Origin of the sequence: Streptomyces sp. NPDC057486, from assembly GCF_042802415.1 — a bacterium.
Lineage (GTDB): Bacteria > Actinomycetota > Actinomycetes > Streptomycetales > Streptomycetaceae > Streptomyces > Streptomyces yanii.
The window spans coordinates 135,290-152,157 of sequence record NZ_JBHVEE010000003.1; the positions used below are offsets into that span (position 1 = coordinate 135,290).

Sequence of the window (16,868 nt, forward strand, 5' to 3'; positions counted from 1 at the left end):
GCGGGCCGCCCGGGCGAGGGCGGCCTGTTCCTCGTCAGCCCCGCCCGACTGCATCCTCCGCTTCTTCCCGGGGCCGGTCGGTTTCCTGGCGTTCCGCGTCATCTCGGCGTCCCTCCACCGGCTGTGCCGGACTGTTCCGCGTCCGTCCAGTCTGCGGACGCATGCGGGAGACCGCCACCCCGGCAAGACAGAGCAGGCCGCCGCCGACGGCCAGCAGCGCGGGCACCTCGTCCAGCAGCAGCCATGACATCAGCACCACCAGTGCGGGCACCGCATAGGTGGTGGCGCCCATCCTTCCGGCGGTGGTGCGCGCGAGGGCGTAGGCCCAGGTGGTGAAGGCGAGGGCGGTCGGGAAGATGCCCAGGTAGACCATGTTCAGGGTCGCGGAGAGCGGTGCGTCGGCGGCCTCGGAGATCAGCACACCGGAGAACGGCAGGCAGGCGACCGTACCGATCAGACAGCTGTACGTGGTGATCTGCAGGGCCGAGCCGTGCCGCAGCGCGGGCTTCTGGGTGACCACCCCGGCCGCGTACGCCACCGCCGCGAGCAGGCAGAGCGCCACTCCGAGCACCGACGAACCCCCGTGCCCCGACATGGAGAGACCGACCACGACGGCGCCCGCGAACGACACGGACATGCCCGTCACCAGCATGCGCGGCAGCCCCTCGCCCAGCAGCCGGGCGCCGAGCAGCGCGATCAGGATCGGGCCGATGTTCACGACCATGGCGGCTGTGCCCGCGTCGACCTGCTGCTCGCCCCAGTTGAGCACCACCATGTAGAGCCCGAACCAGAGCAGTCCGGACGCGAGGATGCCCGGCCAGGCGCCTCTGGACGGCAGCCCCTCGCGGCGGACGAGAAGGATCGTGCCGAGCGTCAGCGAGCCCGCGAGCAGCCGGCCGAGGGCGAGCGCCCCGGGGGAGTACGCGTCGCCCGCGCTGCGGATGGAGACGAAGGCGGAGGCCCACAGGACCACGCTCGTGCACGCCGCGGCAATCGCCCGCCAGTCACGGCTTGCGGGCATGGTGGCCGTCACCGAGGAGGCCGGTATGGGTGTCGTCATGGGTCCGACTGTAAGCGGGGAACGGTTCGGTCCTCACCGAATTGTTTTCGGCTCGATCCCGAGGAACTGGTGCAGCGCCCGCTCCCCGTCCGCGGTCGCCTTCACGGCCCGCCCGGAGCCGATCCGCACGCACCACCCGGTGTCCAGGGCGTGCCTGCACAGCGCGGCGCCCGCCGTCCCCGCCAGGTGCGGCCGCCGCTCCGTCCAGTCCAGGCAGCCGCGTACGAGGGGGCGCCCGGTCCGGGTGTCCAGCCGGATGCCCAGCTCCCCGAACCAGCCCAGGCCCGCGTCGGTGAGCGCGAAGCCGGTGTCCTGCCGCAGCAGTCCCCGTACGGTCATGGCGTCCGCGATGGCGATGCCGATCCGGCCCGCGAGATGGTCGTAGCAGGTGCGTCCGCGGGCCAGCGCGCTGCTGGTGCTCGCCGCCCGCAGGGTTCGCGGCCGTTCCCCGTCGCCGGGTGCGGCCTGGGCGGCGAGGTCCTCGACGAGGTGGGCGGTCCGTTCGTCGGCGAGCCGAAGATAGCGGTGGCGGCCCTGCCGCTCCTCGGTCAGCAGGCCGCCCGCGACGAGCTTCCCCAGGTGTTCGCTGGCGGTCGACGGCGCGACCGACGCGTACCCCGCGAGTTCACCCGCGGTCCAGGCACGCCCGTCGAGCAGGGCCAGACAGAACGAGGCGCGGGTCTCGTCGGCGAGGAGCGCGGCCAGGGCGGCGAGGCGGGGTGCGGCCGGGTCGTGGGGTGCCATCCACCCAGCATGCGTCAGGAACGTTTCGGCGAGGGCCGAACCGTGGCCGCGGGCGTCCGCTGTTCGTACTGCAGGGCGAGACCGTCGAGGATCGCCCGCAGTCCGGTCTCGAACGCGCCCTCGTCGACCTTCTGGCGGCGGTCGGCCAGCAGGTGGGCCTGGCCGAGGTGCGGGTAGTCGGCGGGGTCGTACGCCGTCTCGTCGTCCACGAAGCCGCGTGCGAACGAGCCCAGTGCCGAGCCCGTGACGAAGTACCGCATCAGTGCGCCGATGTAGGTGGCCTGGGCGGGCGGCCAACCCGCTCGGACCATGCCGCCGAAGGCCGCGTCGGCGACCCGCAGCCCGGCGGGACGGCGGCCGGGGCCCTGGGCCAGCACCGGGACGATGTGCGGGTGCTCGGCGAGCGCCGCACGGTAGGAGACCGCCCAGTCGTGCAGGGCGGCGCGCCAGTCGCGGCCGTCGTCCTCGTCGAACATCGACAGGTCGACCTGCGCGGAGACGGAGTCCGCGACCGCGTCCAGGATCTCGTCCTTGTTGCGGAAGTGGTTGTAGAGCGAGGGCCCGCTGACCCCGAGTTCGGCCGCGAGCCGACGGGTGGAGACGGCTTCGAGCCCCTCGGAGTCCACCAGGGCGCTTGCCGCCTCGACGATGCGGTCTCTGCTGAGGAGGGGCTTGCGCGGTCGGGCCATGCGGCACATAGTAGGGCCTGCCAACGTAAAACTAGCAGTGCTAATTAAAAGTGGGAGTACCGAAGGATGAACCTGGAGCTCAGCGAGGAGCAGGAAGCGGTCCGGCAGCTCGCCAAGGACTTCGTGGCCCGCGAGATCACCCCGCATGTCGTCGAGTGGGATCGCGCCGAGAATGTCGATAAGTCGATCGTGAAGAAGCTGGGTGCGCTCGGCTTCCTCGGACTGACCGTCGCTGAGGAGTACGGCGGCTCGGGCGGCGACCACCTGGCGTACTGCCTGGTCACCGAGGAGCTCGGGCGCGGCGACTCGTCGGTCCGCGGCATCGTCTCGGTCTCCCTGGGGCTGGTCACCAAGACCGTCGCCGCCTGGGGGAGCGAGGAGCAGAAGCAGCAGTGGCTGCCCCGTCTCACCGCGGGCGAGGCGATCGGCTGCTTCGGCCTCACCGAGCCGGGTACGGGCTCCGACGCGGGCAGTCTGACGACGAAGGCCGTCCGCGACGGCGACTCGTACGTCATCAACGGCACCAAGATGTTCATCACCAACGGCACCTGGGCCGATGTCGTGCTGCTCTTCGCCCGCACCGGCGACACACCCGGCCACAAGGGCATATCCGCCTTCCTGGTGCCCACCGACACCCCCGGCCTCAGCCGCCGCACCATCCACGGCAAGCTCGGTCTGCGCGGCCAGGCCACCGCCGAGGTGGTCCTTGATGACGTCCGCGTCCCCGCCACCGCGCTCCTGGGGCCCGAGGGCAAGGGCTTCTCGATCGCCATGTCCGCCCTGGCCAAGGGGAGGATGTCGGTCGCGGCCGGATGCGTCGGCATCGCGCAGGCCGCCCTCGACGCCGCCGTGGGCTACGCGGGCGAGCGCGAGCAGTTCGGCAAGTCCATCGCGAGCTACCAGCTCGTCCAGGAACTCATCAGCGACATCGCGGTGGATGTCGACGCCGCCCGGCTGCTGACCTGGCGCGTCGCCGACCTCATCGACCGCGGTGAGGAGTTCGCCACCGCCGCGTCCAAGGCGAAGCTCTTCGCCTCCGAGGCCGCCGTCCGCGCCGCGAACAACGCCCTCCAGGTCTTCGGCGGCTACGGGTACATCGACGAGTACCCCGTCGGCAAGCTGCTCCGCGACGCCCGTGTGATGACGCTCTACGAGGGCACCAGCCAGATCCAGAAGCTGATCATCGGCCGCGCGCTGACAGGGGTCTCCGCCTTCTGAGCCGTCCCATTCGAACGGGCGACTGAGTACGGGACTGAGTACGGGGGCGGATGTGGCGGGCGCCACAGTGGCCGATGCTTCCCCCATGAGTGAGACGACATCGGTCAAGCAGCAGAGCACCGCAGCCTTCTACGGTCAGGCCGTCGCATCTTTCGGGGTGGCGATGGGCGCGGTGACCCTCGGCATCTACTTCCTCGACGCGAACGCCTGGGTGCGGGGCTTCCTCGCCGTCGGCGTCCTGTACCTCGTCACGTCCTGCTTCACCCTCGCCAAGGTCATCCGCGACCGCCAGGAGGCGGGGCGGATCATCAGCCGGGTCGACCAGGCCCGGCTGGAGAAGATCCTCGCCGAGCACGACCCCTTCCAGAAGCTCTGACGATCTCATCCACCGGACCCTAAGCGCTTGCTCAGGTTCGGGGTATGGTGTTCGTCCTGCTGAAGGGAAGGGGTCGGTGACGATGAGCGCGGCGGAGGAGACCGGCGGCGAGAGCTCGCCGTGGGGCGAGGTGACGCCCGAGGCGGCCAGGCGGCTCCTCGTCGCGGCCGTCGACGCCTTCGCCGAGCGCGGGTACCACGCGACCACCACCCGTGACATCGCGGGCCGCGCCGGGATGAGTCCCGCCGCGCTCTACATCCACTACAAGACGAAGGAAGAGCTGCTCCACCGGATCAGCAGGATCGGTCACGACCGCGCCCTGCTGCTCCTGGAGACGGCCGCCGACAGCGACGGCACGGCGTCCGAGCGGCTCGCGGACGCCGTACGGTCCTTCGTCCGCTGGCATGCCGAGCGGCACACCACCGCCCGCGTGGTCCAGTACGAACTCGACGCCCTGGGTGAGGAGCACCGCACCGAGATCGTCGCCCTGCGCAGGAAGAGCGATGCGGTGATCCGGCGGATCATCAGTGAGGGCGTGCAGGCGGGGGAGTTCGATGTCCCCGACATCCCGGGTACCACGCTCGCCGTGCTCTCGCTCTGCATCGACGTGGCGCGCTGGTTCAGCGCGCAGGGGAGCCGTACGCCGGGCGAGGTCGGCGATCTCTACGCCGACCTCGTCCTGCGCATGGTCGCGGCCCAGCGCTGAGGGCTGCCCCGCCGGCCCTGGCGGATCGGCGCACGACGCGTCGGATGCGGTGCGCTGCTCGGCGGAGGGACATCCCCGTGCCCGGTGCATTCGGGCGTTCCGGCGGCGCAGAGAGGTGCCGCGGCCGTCCCCGTGCGCCCGCCGGGGATGACACCCCTCAGGGCATCTCAGAAGTAGTAGCGCGACACCGACTCGGCGACACAGACCGGCTTGTCGCCGCCCTCACGCTCGACCGTGACGAGGGCGGTGACCTGGACACCGCCGCCCGCCTCCTCGACGTCCTTGAGGACGGCGGTCGCGCGCAGCCGGGAGCCCACCGGCACGGTGGACGGGAAACGGACCTTGTTGGTCCCGTAGTTGATGCCCATCTTCATGCCCTCGACCCGCATGACCTGTGGGACCAGTGCCGGGAGCAGTGAGAGCGTCAGATAGCCGTGTGCGATGGTCGTGCCGAACGGGCCGGCCGCGGCCCGCTCCGGGTCCACATGGATCCACTGATGGTCCCCGGTCGCCTCGGCGAACAGATCGACCCTCTTCTGGTCGATCTCCAGCCACTCGCTGTGCCCCAGCTGCTCGCCCACCCCGTCGCGCAGCTCCTGCGCGGACGTGAAGATCCTCGGCTCCGCCATGTCTCTGGTCCTGCCTTCCCGCTCTCGACCGTCCGTCGTCATCCGTCGCCTACTGTCTAAGCGCTTGCTCAGCATGGTTGGGCGGGTGCGTTCCTGTCAACGACGGACCCGTGCGGAGGTGGGCACGTAGGGTTGGAGGGGTGCCCCAGATCCCACAGACACTCCATGAACTCACGGTCGGCCAGCTCTCCGCGCGCAGCGGCGCCGCCGTTTCGGCCCTGCACTTCTATGAGGCGAAGGGCCTGATCAGCAGCCGCCGCACCAGCGGCAACCAGCGGCGCTACAGCAGGGACGCACTGCGCAGGGTCGCCTTCGTCCGTGCGGCGCAGCGGGTCGGCATACCGCTGGCCACGATCCGGGACGCGCTGGCCGAACTTCCCGAGGAGCGCACCCCGAACCGCGACGACTGGGCGCGGCTGTCCGAGACGTGGCGGTCCGAACTGGACGAACGGATCAAGCAGCTGGGCCGGCTGCGCGACCATCTGACCGACTGCATCGGCTGCGGCTGCCTGTCGCTGGAGACGTGTGTGCTCTCCAACCCGAACGACATCTCCGGTGACACGATCAGCGGTTCGCGCCTGATGCCGGAGCGCCGCTCGGCGAGCTGCCCGTAGAAAGTCTCCGCAGGGCCGGGGGCGCGCCGTCGTTCCGTCGCCTCCGGGCCCCTCATGCCGCCGACGCCAGGTCCCTCGGCCGGATCCGCCGCGCTCTCGCCAGTGCCCCCGGTGTCAGTACGGGCCGCGGCACCACGATTCCGCAGCCCGTGCAGACCGGGCCCGCCCACGGCGCGCAGTCGAGGTCCTGACGCCAGACGATCCCGGTCTCCGCGCACACCGGGCACGCCGCGCCGGGCTGCGACTCCAGGGCCGAGATCAGCCGGCCCAGCACCTCGGCGAGCGGGGCGGACGGGTGGACCGCCGGATCCTCGCAGCGCGCCACCCCGTTCCCGCCCCAGATGCGCCGGTGCCAGTCGTCGAAGGCGCCCGGCCGGCGCAGCCCCTCGCGCTTCTCCCGCCTGCGGCGCTCGGCGAACGCGGCCTCGTACCGGAGCCAGACGGCCCGCGCCGCCTCCAGTTCCTCCAGTGCGTGCACCAGCCGCACGGGGTCGGGGGACCGGTCCTCGGGCTCCATCGTGTGCCGGGTGCACAAGTGGTCCCAGGTCGCCCGGTGACCGTAGGGGGCGAACCTCTCCAGGCATTTGCGCAGCGAGTACCGCCGCAGCGCCAGGTCGCCCCGCGGATCGCGGACCTGTCTCGCAAGACTCCGGAAACCGGCCATCGCACTGCCACCTCCGTCGCTCGTACTTCGGCGTCAAGGTATGGACGTACGACTGCCCGTTTCGGCTCCATCGAAAGGCAATTCGTGTCCACGGGGTGAGACGCCCCACGTCGGACGGTGTTCGGGCACGGTGTTGACGCGGTGTCATGTGGTGATTCCGAAAAAGTGACCGTTGTTCATCTTACCGACGGGTCATACCGCCAGTAACCTCCGGCGCATCGGCCTCTCGGAGGAGCACGTATGCCCCCACGCACCGTCATGTTCAGAGCCGCCACCGTGGCGGCGGTTCTCGCACTCGGTACCACCCTGCTCGCGGCCTCGCCGCAGTCCGGCGCCGCGGCGGCGGAACCCGTACCCGTACCCGTCCCCGACCACTGCCACGGACAGTGCGACGACATCCTGCCGCCCGGTGAGAACGGCAACGCCACGCTCGTCGAGATCCTCGGCAACAAGGCGTTCGGTACGCACCCTTCCCACAGCGACGACCAACTCGACCGCTACAACGGCCTGGTGGCCGGGCACACGGGTCTCACCGACCAGAAGCTGACCGACTTCTTCAACGACGCCTCGTTCGGCGTCCCCAAGGACCAGGTCGAGTCCGTCACCTCGCCGCGCGACGACGTCACCATCACCCGCGACCGGGCGTCCGGGGTCCCGCACATCAAGGGCACCACCCGCTACGGCACCGAGTTCGGCGCCGGGTTCGCGGCGGGGCAGGACCGGCTCTGGCTGATGGACCTCTTCCGGCACATCGGGCGCGGTGAACTGACCTCGTTCGCCGGCGGCGCACTCGCCAACCAGGGCCTGGAGCAGCAGTTCTGGCCGCAGGCCCCGTACACCGAGGACGATCTCGAAGCGCAGGTCGCGTACATCAGGAGCCATGAGGGCGCCCGCGGCGAGCAGGCGATGGCCGATGCGCAGGCGTATGTCGACGGCATCAACGCGTACCGCGAGAAGTCCAAGAAGGGCCGCTACTTCCCCGGCGAGTACGTCCTCACCGGAAAGATCGACGCCATCACCAACATCGGCGAGATACAGCCGTTCAAGCTGACCGACCTGATCTCCATCGCCTCGGTCGTCGGCGGGCAGTTCGGCGGCGGCGGTGGCGGCGAGGTGCAGGCAGCGCTCTCGCTGCTGTCCGCCCAGCAGAAGTACGGGGTCGCCGAGGGCACCAAGGTCTGGGAATCGTTCCGGCAGCGCAACGACCCCGAGGCCGTGCTGACAATTCACGACGGCACCTCGTTCCCGTACGCCGGCAAGCCGGCCAGGGCGCGCGGCACCGCCCTTCCCGACGCCGGCTCCGTCACCGCCGAGCCGCTGATCCACGACCGCACCGGCTCCGCGGGCACCGACGCGAAGGCCCCGGTCAAGGCCCCGGCCGCGCTCAGGAAGGCCCAGGGGATCCACGACGACGGTGTCATCCCCGCGGGGTCGCTGCCCGGCTCCGGCTCAGGAGCCCAGAAGCGCGGCATGTCCAACGCCCTGCTGGTCTCCGGCAAGCACACCGCGAGCGGAAACCCGATCGCCGTCTTCGGCCCGCAGACCGGCTACTTCGCCCCACAGCTGATGATGCTTCAGGAGCTCCAGGGGCCCGGCATCAGCGCTCGCGGTGTCTCGTTCGCCGGTGTCGGCATGTACGTCCAGATGGGCCGTGGCCAGGACTACGCGTGGAGCGCCACGTCGGCCGGCCAGGACATCACCGACACGTACGCCATCGAGCTGTGCGAGCCCGGAGGCGGGACACCCGCCAAGGACTCCACGCACTACCTCCACCACGGCACCTGCACCGCCATGGAGAAGCTGGAGCGCACCAACTCCTGGAAGCCGACCGTCGCCGACTCCACGGCGAAGGGCTCCTACCGGATGCAGGTGTGGCGGACCGCGTACGGCATCGTCACCCACCGGGCCACCGTGGGCGGCAAGCCCGTCGCGTACACCTCGCTGCGCTCCACCTACCGGCACGAGGCCGACTCGATCATCGGCTTCCAGATGCTCAACGACCCGGCGTACGTCACGGACGCCGCCTCCTTCCAGCAGGCGGCGAGCAACATCGACTACGCCTTCAACTGGTTCTACGCCGACTCCCGCACCGCCGCCTACTACAACAGCGGAATGAACCCGGTGCGCGCGGCGGGCGTCGACCCGGCGCTGCCGGTGAGGGCCGAGAAGGCGTACGAGTGGCAGGGGTACGATCCGGCGGCCAACACCGCCGACTACACCTCGTTCGCCGCGCACCCGCACTCCAGCGGCCAGGACTACTACGTCTCCTGGAACAACAAGCAGGCCGCGGGGTACGCCTCCGCGGGCTTCGGACTCGGTGCGGTGCACCGGGCCGACCTGCTCGACGACCGGGTGGCGAAGCTGGTGGAGGAGGGCGGCGTCACCCGCGCCTCGCTCACCCGGGCCATGGCGGATGCGGCACTCACCGATCTGCGCGGCGAGCAGCTGCTGCCCGAACTGCTGAAGGTGCTCCGCTCCCGGCCGGTCACCGACCCGGAACTGAACGCGACCGTGCAGCAGTTGGAGTCCTGGCGCGCCTCGGGATCCCAGCGCAAGGAGACCGGCCCCGGCTCGCACGCCTACACCCACGCCGACGCGGTACGGCTCATGGACGCGTGGTGGCCGAAGCTGGTCGAGGCCGAGTTCAGGCCGGGCCTCGGCGACGGTCTGTACGCGGCACTGACCGCCAATCTCGCCATCGACGAGTCCCCCGCGGCCGGCCACGGGCCGAGCGGTGCGCACAGCGGTTCGGCTTTCCAGTACGGCTGGTGGGGCTTCGTGGACAAGGACCTGCGCCAGGTCCTCGGCCGTCCGGTCGAGGGCCCGCTGGCGAAGACGTACTGCGGCAACGGCGACCTGAGCAGCTGCCGGGACGCGCTGCTCACCACCCTGAAGCAGGCGGCGGCCGAACCGGCGACCGAGGTCTACCCCGGTGACGACAGCTGCAGCGCGGGCGAGCAGTGGTGCACGGACTCGATCGTCCACCGTGCGCTGGGCGGGATCAGCCAGAAGGCGATCCACTGGCAGAACCGCCCGACGTACCAGCAGGTGGTGGAGTTCCCGGCCCACCGGTAGGGCGCACATTCCGGCCCGTCCGGCGGTCGAGGACGGAACCGGTTCGCCGGGCGGGCCCGAACCCCGGGCCCGCCCGGCTCACCTCACCGGTACTGCAGGTACTTCTTCCGTACCGCCCGGAACGCGGCGAGATCCGCCTCCCACGCCCCGACCACCTCATCCGTGTCCGCCCCCGCATCGATCATCGTGCGGACCCGCGTATTGCCGGTGAGCTTGTCGATCCAGTTGTCCGGGCGCCAGGCGAACCCGCTCCACGTCCGTTTCGCCGTCACCAGCAGCGCGATCCCCGTGCGCACCGGATCGAACACCTCCCGGTCCTGGACATGCAGCTGCACCCCGCCGACCGTCTTCCCCTGGAACTTGGAGAACGTCGGGGCGAAGTACGCCTCGCGGAAAGCGACTCCGGGCAGGTCGAGGGCGTTCGCGGCCGCCGCCCACCGGTGGTCGATCCCCTCCGCTCCGAGGAGTTCGAACGGCCGGGTCGTCCCCCGCCCCTCGGAGAGGTTCGTACCCTCGAACAGACACGTGCCCGAGTACACCAGCGCCGTGTCGGGCGTCGGCATGTTGGGGCTCGGCGGCACCCACGGCAGACCGGTTCCGTCGAAGAAGTCCGCGCGCCGCCATCCCGACATCGTCACGATGTCCAGCTCGACCGGCCGCGCGGCCAGGAACTCCGCGTTGAAGAGCAGCGCCAGCTCGGTGACCGTCATGCCGTGGGCCTGCGCGATCTCCCGGCGCCCCACGAACGTCGAGAACGCCGGGTCGAGGACCGGCCCCAGAGCGGCCCGCCCGGTCACCGGGTTCGGCCGGTCCAGGACGACGAACCGCTTGCCCGCGAGCGCCGCCGCCTCCATGCAGTCGTAGAGCGTCCAGATGTACGTGTAGAAGCGTGCGCCCGCGTCCTGGATGTCGAAGACGACGGTGTCGACGCCGGAGGCGGTGAAGACATCGGCGAGCGGCTGTCCGCTCTTCAGATACGTGTCGTAGACGGGGAGTCCGGTCGCCGGGTCGTCGTACCGCCCCTCCGAGCCGCCCGCCTGCGCGGTGCCGCGGAAGCCGTGCTCGGGGCCGAAGACCGCGACCAGGTTCACGCGTTCGTCCGGGTGCATCACATCGACGACGTGGCGCACGTCGGACGTGATCCCGGTCGGGTTGGTGACGATCCCGACCTTCTGTCCCTTCAGCAGCGCGTAGCCGTCCGCCGCCAGCCGGTCGAAGCCGGTGCGGACCCGATTGCGCCCGGAGCCCTGCCCCGTGCCGGGGAGGGGGCCCGCGGCCGCGCTTCCGGTTCCGGCAACCGTCGCCGCGAGGGCTCCCACCGCACCGCCGGCGGCCAGCAAACCACGTCTGGACAGGCTCATTCGGCTACCTCCATGATCGCTCCGACTGTCATGGTCACGCACGCTAGCGCGCACAAGGGCCGCATGGAACGCGGCGGACGAGAGCGGTGTGACAGGAGTGGCGACAAGCCCCCCGGTCGAACCCTTCCCCGATGACATACCGACTGGTTAGTCTGCTGGAGAAGTCGGCTGAGAGAGGCGGAATCCGATGAGTACGGTGCAGGGCGCGGGCGTAGTGGTCACGGGGGCCGGGGGCGGCATCGGTGCCGCTCTGGCCCGCAGATTCGCCGCGGAGGGCGCCCGGGTCGTCGTCAACGACCTCGCCGAGAGCCGCATCAAGGCGCTCGCCGAGGAGATCGGCGGCGCCGCCGTCGCCGGAGACGCCTCGCAGATCGTGGAAGCCGCGCGGGATGCCCTGGACGGCACCGTCGACATCTACTGCGCCAACGCCGGTCTCGCCTCGCCCGGTGACGTCTTCGCCGACGAGGAGGTCTGGGCCGCCGCCTGGGACGTCAATGTGATGGCCCATGTCCGCGCGGCCAGGGCGCTGCTCCCGGACTGGCTGGAGCGCGGCAGCGGCCGGTTCGTCACCACCGCGTCCGCCGCAGGACTGCTGACGATGATCGGTGCCGCGCCGTACAGCGTCACCAAGCACGGCGCCGTCGCCTTCGCCGAATGGCTCTCGCTGACCTACCGCCACCGGGGCGTCAAGGTCCATGCGATCTGCCCGCAGGGCGTACGTACGGACATGCTCACCGCCGCCGGTTCGGCCGGCGAGCTGGTCCTCGCCCCCAGCGCCATCGAGCCGGAGGATGTCGCCGACGCCCTCTTCGACGCGATGGCCGAGGACCGCTTCCTCGTCCTGCCGCATCCCGAGGTCGCCGGTTACTACCGGGCCCGCACCAAGGACACCGACCACTGGCTCAGCAATATGAACCACCTTCAGCAGAAGTGGGAGGAGACCGGCGCATGACCGAGTCCGACACCGACGCCCTCACCGGGTCCATCTACGCGGCGAAGCCCTGGATCTCCCTGCTCAGTGACGCCCAGCGCGCCCCGGTGAGCCCCGCGGAGACCCTGGTGCACGGCTTCCGTGCCTCCGTCGCCCGCGCCCCCGAGCACCCGGCGCTCGCCTACTTCGACGGGCGTCTCAGCTACCGGGAGACCGACGCGCTCTCCGACTCCGTGGCCGGACATCTGGCGGCGCAGGGTCTGGAGCGCGGCGACCGGGTCGCGATCATGCTGCAGAACTCCCCGCAGTTCGTACTCGCGCTGCTCGGCGCCTGGAAGGCCGGGGCGACCGTCGTCCCGCTCAACCCGATGTACAAGTCCGGCGAGGTCGGCCATGTGCTGAAGGATGCCGAGGTCACCGCGCTGATCTGTGCGGACCGGGCGTGGGAGTCGTATCTGCGGGACACCGCGGCCGCCGCCCCGAGCGTACGGATCGCCGTCACCGCCTGCGAACTCGACCTCCAGAGCCTGAACGACGAGCGGGTCCTGAACGTCGAGCGGCTGCCGGCCCCCGAGGACGCCGACGACCTGGTGGCCGTCGCCCGCCGTGGGCTCGCCGCCCCCGAAGGCCGCGAGCTCACCGCCGCCGACGTGGCGCTGATCAGTTACACCTCCGGGACCAGCGGCACCCCCAAGGGCGCCATGAACTCCCACGGCAACATCATGGTCAACGCCGAGCGCCAGCGGGCCGGACATCCGATCCCCGAAGGCTCCGCGTACTTCGCGCTCGCCCCGCTCTTCCACATCACCGGCATGGTCTGCCAGCTGGCCGCCTGTCTCACCAACGCGGGCACGCTCGTGCTCGCGTACCGGTTCCACCCCGGTGTCGTCCTCGACGCGTTCGCGGAGCACCGCCCCGCGTACACCGTCGGCCCGTCGACCGCCTTCATGGCCCTCGCCGCCACGCCGGGTGTGACACCCGAGCACTTCGCCTCGTTCCAGGTGATCTCCTCGGGCGGCGCCCCGCTGCCGCCCGCGCTCGTGGAGAAGTTCCGGGCGGGCTTCGGCCCGTACATCCGCAACGGCTACGGCCTCACCGAGTGCACCGCGCCCTGCGCCTCCGTACCGCCCGAGCGCGAAGCGCCCGTCGACCCGGTCTCCGGGACCCTCTCGGTGGGCGTCCCCGGACCCGACACGGTCGTCCGGATCCTCGACGAGAACGGCGAGGAGGTGCCGTTCGGCGAGCAGGGCGAGATCGCCGTCCGCGGCCCGCAGGTCGTCTCCGGCTACTGGCGGCTGCCCGACGCGACCGCCGCCGCCTTCCCGGACGGCGAACTGCGCACGGGCGACATCGGCTTCATGGACCCGGACGGCTGGCTCTACGTCGTCGACCGCAAGAAGGACATGATCAACGCCTCCGGTTTCAAGGTGTGGCCGCGCGAGGTGGAAGATGTCCTGTACACCCACCCGGCGGTCCGGGAGGCGGCCGTCGTCGGCGTCCCCGACGCCTACCGCGGCGAGACCGTCCGGGCATACGTCAGCCTGCGACCCGGCTCCTCGGCCGAACCCGACGAACTGGGTGCGTACTGCAAGGAGCGGCTCGCCGCGTACAAGTACCCGCGCGAGGTCCTGATCCTGACCGAACTTCCCAAGACGGCAAGTGGGAAGATCCTCAGGCGGGAACTGCGTTCCCAGCAGTAGAACGTGTGCGACTTCACTACGGAAAGGCAGGTGGCGGCCATGGCCAGAACGACGGACGGGAACGACGCCCCCGTCCCTCAGCGGCTGCTGGCCGCCGCCACCCGGCTCTTCGCCGAGCAGGGCTACGACCGCACGTCGGTCCAGGAGATCGTCGAGGCGGCAGGCGTCACGAAGGGCGCGCTCTACCACTACTTCGGCTCCAAGGAGGATCTCCTCCAGGAGGTCTATTCCCGGGTGCTGCGGCTCCAGCAGGAACGCCTCGACGCATTCGCGGACGCCCAGGCGCCGGTCGAGCAGCGGCTGCGGGACGCGGCGGCGGACGTGGTCGTCACGACGATCGAGAACCTCGACGACGCGGCAATCTTCTTCCGCTCGATGCACCATCTGAGCCCGGAGAAGAACAAACAGGTACGGATGGAGCGACGCCGCTACCACGAGCGGTTCCGGGCGCTGGTGGAGGAGGGGCAGCGGAGCGGGGTGTTCTCCACGGCGACGCCGGCGGATCTGGTGGTGGACTACCACTTCGGATCGGTGCACCACCTGTCGACGTGGTACCGCCCGGACGGTCCGCTGAGCCAGCAGGAGGTCGCGGACCATTTGGCGGATCTGCTGCTCCGCGCGCTGCGCCCCTGACGTCGGACCAGAAGCGGAGGCATCCGTACAGCTGCCGCCGGCTGATCGGGCGCCACCACGTACGGCATCGCGGCGCCGATGCCTGCGCTGCGCCGGGACTGAACGGCTTCGTCCACGGGCCGGACGGGCAGATTCGCAGCCCGTCCGGCTTCGGAGGACATGGTGCGGCCGCAGCCGCCGCCCCGCTACACGTACCGCTTGATCTCGCGCCGCGCCAGCGAGCGCTGATGCACCTCGTCCGGCCCGTCCGCCAGCCTCAGCGTCCGCGCCGCCGCCCACAGTTCCGCCAGTGGGAAGTCCTGGCTCACGCCGCCCGCGCCGTGCAGCTGCACCGCCTTGTCGAGGATGTCGACCACCGCGCGCGGGGTGGCGATCTTGATGGCCTGGATCTCCGTGTGCGCCCCCCGGTTGCCCACCGTGTCCATCAGCCATGCCGTCTTCAGCACGAGCAGCCGCAGCTGCTCCACCGTGACCCGCGCGTCCGCGATCCAGTTCTGCACGACGCCCTGCTGCGCGAGCGGCTTGCCGAAGGCCGTGCGGGACACCGCCCGCATGCACATCAGCTCGATGGCCCGCTCCGCCATCCCGATCAGCCGCATGCAGTGGTGGATCCGGCCGGGACCCAGGCGCGCCTGCGCGATGCCGAAGCCGCCGCCCTCCTCGCCGATCAGGTTCGTCGCGGGCACCCGCACATCGGTGAACACGACCTCCGCGTGACCGCCGTGGTAGTGGTCCTCGTACCCGTACACCTGCATGGCGCGCCGCACTTCGAGGCCCGGCGTGTCGCGCGGGACGAGGATCATCGACTGCTGGCGGCGGATGTCGGTGCCGTCCGGGTCGGTCTTGCCCATCACGATGAAGATCCGGCAGTCCGGGTTCATCGCCCCGGAGATGTACCACTTGCGGCCGTTGACGACGTACTCGTCGCCCTCCCGCGTGATCCGGGTCTCGATGTTGGTCGCGTCCGACGAGGCCACCTCGGGCTCCGTCATGGCGAACGCCGACCGGATCTCCCCGGCGAGCAGCGGCTCCAGCCACTGCTTCTTCTGCTCGTCCGTGGCGAACTGGAAGAGCACCTCCATGTTGCCCGTGTCAGGCGCCGCGCAGTTGAGTGCGGTCGGCGCCAACTGCGGTGAACGGCCGGTGATTTCGGCGAGCGGTGCGTACTGGAGGTTGGTCAGCCCGGCACCGAGATCCGCGTCGGGCAGGAAGAGGTTCCACAGTCCCTGCCTGCGCGCCTCGGCCTTGAGGTCCTCGACGATCTGCGGGGTGTCCCACGGGGAGGCGAGCTGTGCCCGCTGCTCGTGCGCGATCGTCTCGGCCGGGTACACGTGCTCGTCCATGAAGGTGAGCAGCTTGGTGCGCAGCTCTTCCGTACGGGCGTCGAATGCGAAGTCCATGGGGGTGATCAGCCTTCCTGGAGGGTCGTGAGGCCGTGCTCGATGAAGACGGGGACGAGATCGCCGATGCGGTCGAAGCCGGAGCCGACGGTCCGGCCGAGGGTGTAGCGGTAGTGGATGCCCTCGAGGATCACGGCGAGCTTGAACCACGCGAACGCCGTGTACCAGGAGATGGCGGAGGTGTCCCGGCCGGAGCGGGTCGCGTAGCGTTCGATCAGTTCGGCGGGTGCGGGGTGGCCGGCCGCTCCGCTGGTGGTCGAGACCGGGGACCGGGGCAGACCCAGGTCGGAGCTGTACATGACCAGCAGGCCGAGGTCGGTCAGCGGGTCGCCGAGCGTCGACATCTCCCAGTCGAGGACGGCCTTGATCCGGTCGTCGGGGCCGATCAGCACATTGTCCAGGCGGTAGTCGCCGTGGACGACAGTGGGCGCGGGGGAGACGGGCAGTTCGCGCCCGAGCGCGGCGTGCAGCTCGTCGATACCGGGCAGTTCGCGGTTGCGGGAGGCGTCCAGCTGTTTGCCCCAGCGGCGCAGCTGCCGGTCGAGGAACCCCTCGGGGCGCCCGAAGTCGCCGAGCCCCACCGACTCCGGTTCCACGGCGTGCAGTTCCACCAGCGTGTCGACCAGGCCCAGGACTACTTCGCGGGTGCGCTCGGCACCGAGCGGCGCGAGCTGCTCGGCGGTGCGGTACGGGGTCCCCTCGACGTACTCCATGACGTAGAAGGGCGATCCGATGACGGAGTCGTCCTCGCAGAGCAGCAGCGGCTCGGGCACCGGCACGGCCGTCGGGTGCAGCGCGCTGATGACCCGGTGCTCACGCTTCATGTCGTGCGCGGTGGCGAGGACATGGCCGAGCGGAGGCCGGCGGACGACCCAGTGGCCGGTGCCGTCCGTGACGATGTACGTCAGGTTGGAGCGGCCGCCCTCGATGAGCCGGGCTTCGAGCGGTCCGCTCACCAGACCCGGCCGCTCGCGGTCGACATGTCCGCGGAGCCGGTCCAGGTCGAGACCTGGCGGATGGACTGAGCTCATCGTGCGCACCTCCGGGGTGAAAAGACGTCGGTGCTCA

16 protein-coding genes are annotated in these 16,868 nt (G+C 70.6%); 8 read left to right on the top strand and 8 right to left on the bottom strand.

Annotated features, from left to right (window positions below):
- Positions 1-34 precede the first annotated feature (34 nt).
- Genes ACFU6I_RS03265 through ACFU6I_RS03275 form a run of 3 tightly spaced genes read right to left on the bottom strand, consistent with a single transcriptional unit; the run spans position 35 to position 2,493 of the window.
- Positions 35-1,060: a DMT family transporter gene (locus ACFU6I_RS03265; protein ID WP_384360795.1), complete on the bottom strand. Its 1,026-nt coding sequence runs from the start codon at positions 1,058-1,060 to the stop codon at positions 35-37.
- 33 nt (positions 1,061-1,093) lie between these two features.
- A complete protein-coding gene (locus tag ACFU6I_RS03270) occupies positions 1,094-1,804 on the bottom strand; it encodes an ArsR/SmtB family transcription factor (RefSeq protein WP_384360797.1) in 711 nt (236 codons plus the stop codon).
- A gap of 14 nt (positions 1,805-1,818) precedes the next feature.
- The gene (locus ACFU6I_RS03275; protein ID WP_384360800.1) at positions 1,819-2,493 is read right to left on the bottom strand and encodes a TetR/AcrR family transcriptional regulator; all 675 of its coding nucleotides are present in this window, start codon (positions 2,491-2,493) and stop codon (positions 1,819-1,821) included.
- A 66-nt stretch (positions 2,494-2,559) separates the two neighbouring features.
- Here ACFU6I_RS03275 and ACFU6I_RS03280 point away from each other — a divergent pair, with 66 nt between their 5' ends.
- The 3 genes from ACFU6I_RS03280 (at position 2,560) to ACFU6I_RS03290 (ending at position 4,793) form a co-directional block, all read left to right on the top strand.
- Positions 2,560-3,711 carry an acyl-CoA dehydrogenase family protein gene (locus ACFU6I_RS03280; protein WP_384360802.1) on the top strand — a complete coding sequence of 384 codons (1,152 nt, stop codon included), beginning with the start codon at positions 2,560-2,562 and terminating at the stop codon, positions 3,709-3,711.
- Positions 3,712-3,796: 85 nt separating this feature from the next.
- Complete coding sequence (locus tag ACFU6I_RS03285) at positions 3,797-4,087, top strand: YiaA/YiaB family inner membrane protein (protein ID WP_384360805.1); 291 nt, start codon at positions 3,797-3,799, stop codon at positions 4,085-4,087.
- A gap of 82 nt (positions 4,088-4,169) precedes the next feature.
- Positions 4,170-4,793 (top strand): TetR/AcrR family transcriptional regulator, encoded by a 624-nt coding sequence (locus ACFU6I_RS03290; protein WP_384360808.1) that lies wholly within the window; start codon positions 4,170-4,172, stop codon positions 4,791-4,793.
- 167 nt (positions 4,794-4,960) lie between these two features.
- On the opposite strand, the gene ACFU6I_RS03295 is transcribed toward ACFU6I_RS03290, so the two are convergent.
- Complete coding sequence (locus ACFU6I_RS03295) at positions 4,961-5,422, bottom strand: MaoC family dehydratase (RefSeq protein ID WP_266987489.1); 462 nt, start codon at positions 5,420-5,422, stop codon at positions 4,961-4,963.
- A 140-nt stretch (positions 5,423-5,562) separates the two neighbouring features.
- Between ACFU6I_RS03295 and soxR the strand changes: the two genes are divergently transcribed.
- Entirely contained in the window at positions 5,563-6,036 is a 474-nt protein-coding gene (gene soxR, locus ACFU6I_RS03300; protein ID WP_384360810.1) for a redox-sensitive transcriptional activator SoxR, read from the top strand.
- 52 nt (positions 6,037-6,088) lie between these two features.
- Here soxR and ACFU6I_RS03305 read toward each other — a convergent pair whose 3' ends face one another.
- Positions 6,089-6,700, bottom strand: coding sequence for a hypothetical protein (locus tag ACFU6I_RS03305; protein WP_384360813.1), 612 nt, complete (start codon positions 6,698-6,700; stop codon positions 6,089-6,091).
- A 240-nt stretch (positions 6,701-6,940) separates the two neighbouring features.
- On the opposite strand from ACFU6I_RS03305, the gene ACFU6I_RS03310 reads away from it, so the two are divergent.
- Positions 6,941-9,775, top strand: coding sequence for a penicillin acylase family protein (locus ACFU6I_RS03310; protein ID WP_384360815.1), 2,835 nt, complete (start codon positions 6,941-6,943; stop codon positions 9,773-9,775).
- A gap of 83 nt (positions 9,776-9,858) precedes the next feature.
- On the opposite strand, the gene ACFU6I_RS03315 is transcribed toward ACFU6I_RS03310, so the two are convergent.
- Entirely contained in the window at positions 9,859-11,136 is a 1,278-nt protein-coding gene (locus ACFU6I_RS03315) for an exo-beta-N-acetylmuramidase NamZ domain-containing protein (RefSeq protein ID WP_384360817.1), read from the bottom strand.
- Between the two features lie 187 nt (positions 11,137-11,323).
- Between ACFU6I_RS03315 and ACFU6I_RS03320 the strand changes: the two genes are divergently transcribed.
- Genes ACFU6I_RS03320 through ACFU6I_RS03330 form a run of 3 tightly spaced genes read left to right on the top strand, consistent with a single transcriptional unit; the run spans position 11,324 to position 14,400 of the window.
- Positions 11,324-12,088, top strand: coding sequence for an SDR family oxidoreductase (locus ACFU6I_RS03320; RefSeq protein ID WP_384360819.1), 765 nt, complete (start codon positions 11,324-11,326; stop codon positions 12,086-12,088).
- Entirely contained in the window at positions 12,085-13,767 is a 1,683-nt protein-coding gene (locus tag ACFU6I_RS03325) for a class I adenylate-forming enzyme family protein (RefSeq protein WP_384360821.1), read from the top strand. The genes ACFU6I_RS03320 and ACFU6I_RS03325 overlap by 4 nt, the downstream gene beginning before the upstream one ends.
- Positions 13,768-13,806: 39 nt before the next feature.
- Positions 13,807-14,400, top strand: a complete 594-nt coding sequence (locus tag ACFU6I_RS03330; protein ID WP_345513539.1) for a TetR/AcrR family transcriptional regulator — start codon at positions 13,807-13,809, stop codon at positions 14,398-14,400.
- Between the two features lie 185 nt (positions 14,401-14,585).
- Here ACFU6I_RS03330 and ACFU6I_RS03335 read toward each other — a convergent pair whose 3' ends face one another.
- Positions 14,586-15,800 carry an acyl-CoA dehydrogenase family protein gene (locus ACFU6I_RS03335; RefSeq protein WP_384360824.1) on the bottom strand — a complete coding sequence of 405 codons (1,215 nt, stop codon included), beginning with the start codon at positions 15,798-15,800 and terminating at the stop codon, positions 14,586-14,588.
- Between the two features lie 8 nt (positions 15,801-15,808).
- On the bottom strand, positions 15,809-16,831 hold the full coding sequence (locus ACFU6I_RS03340; RefSeq protein ID WP_384360827.1) for a phosphotransferase family protein: 1,023 nt from the start codon (positions 16,829-16,831) through the stop codon (positions 15,809-15,811).
- Between the last annotated feature and the right edge of the window lie 37 nt (positions 16,832-16,868).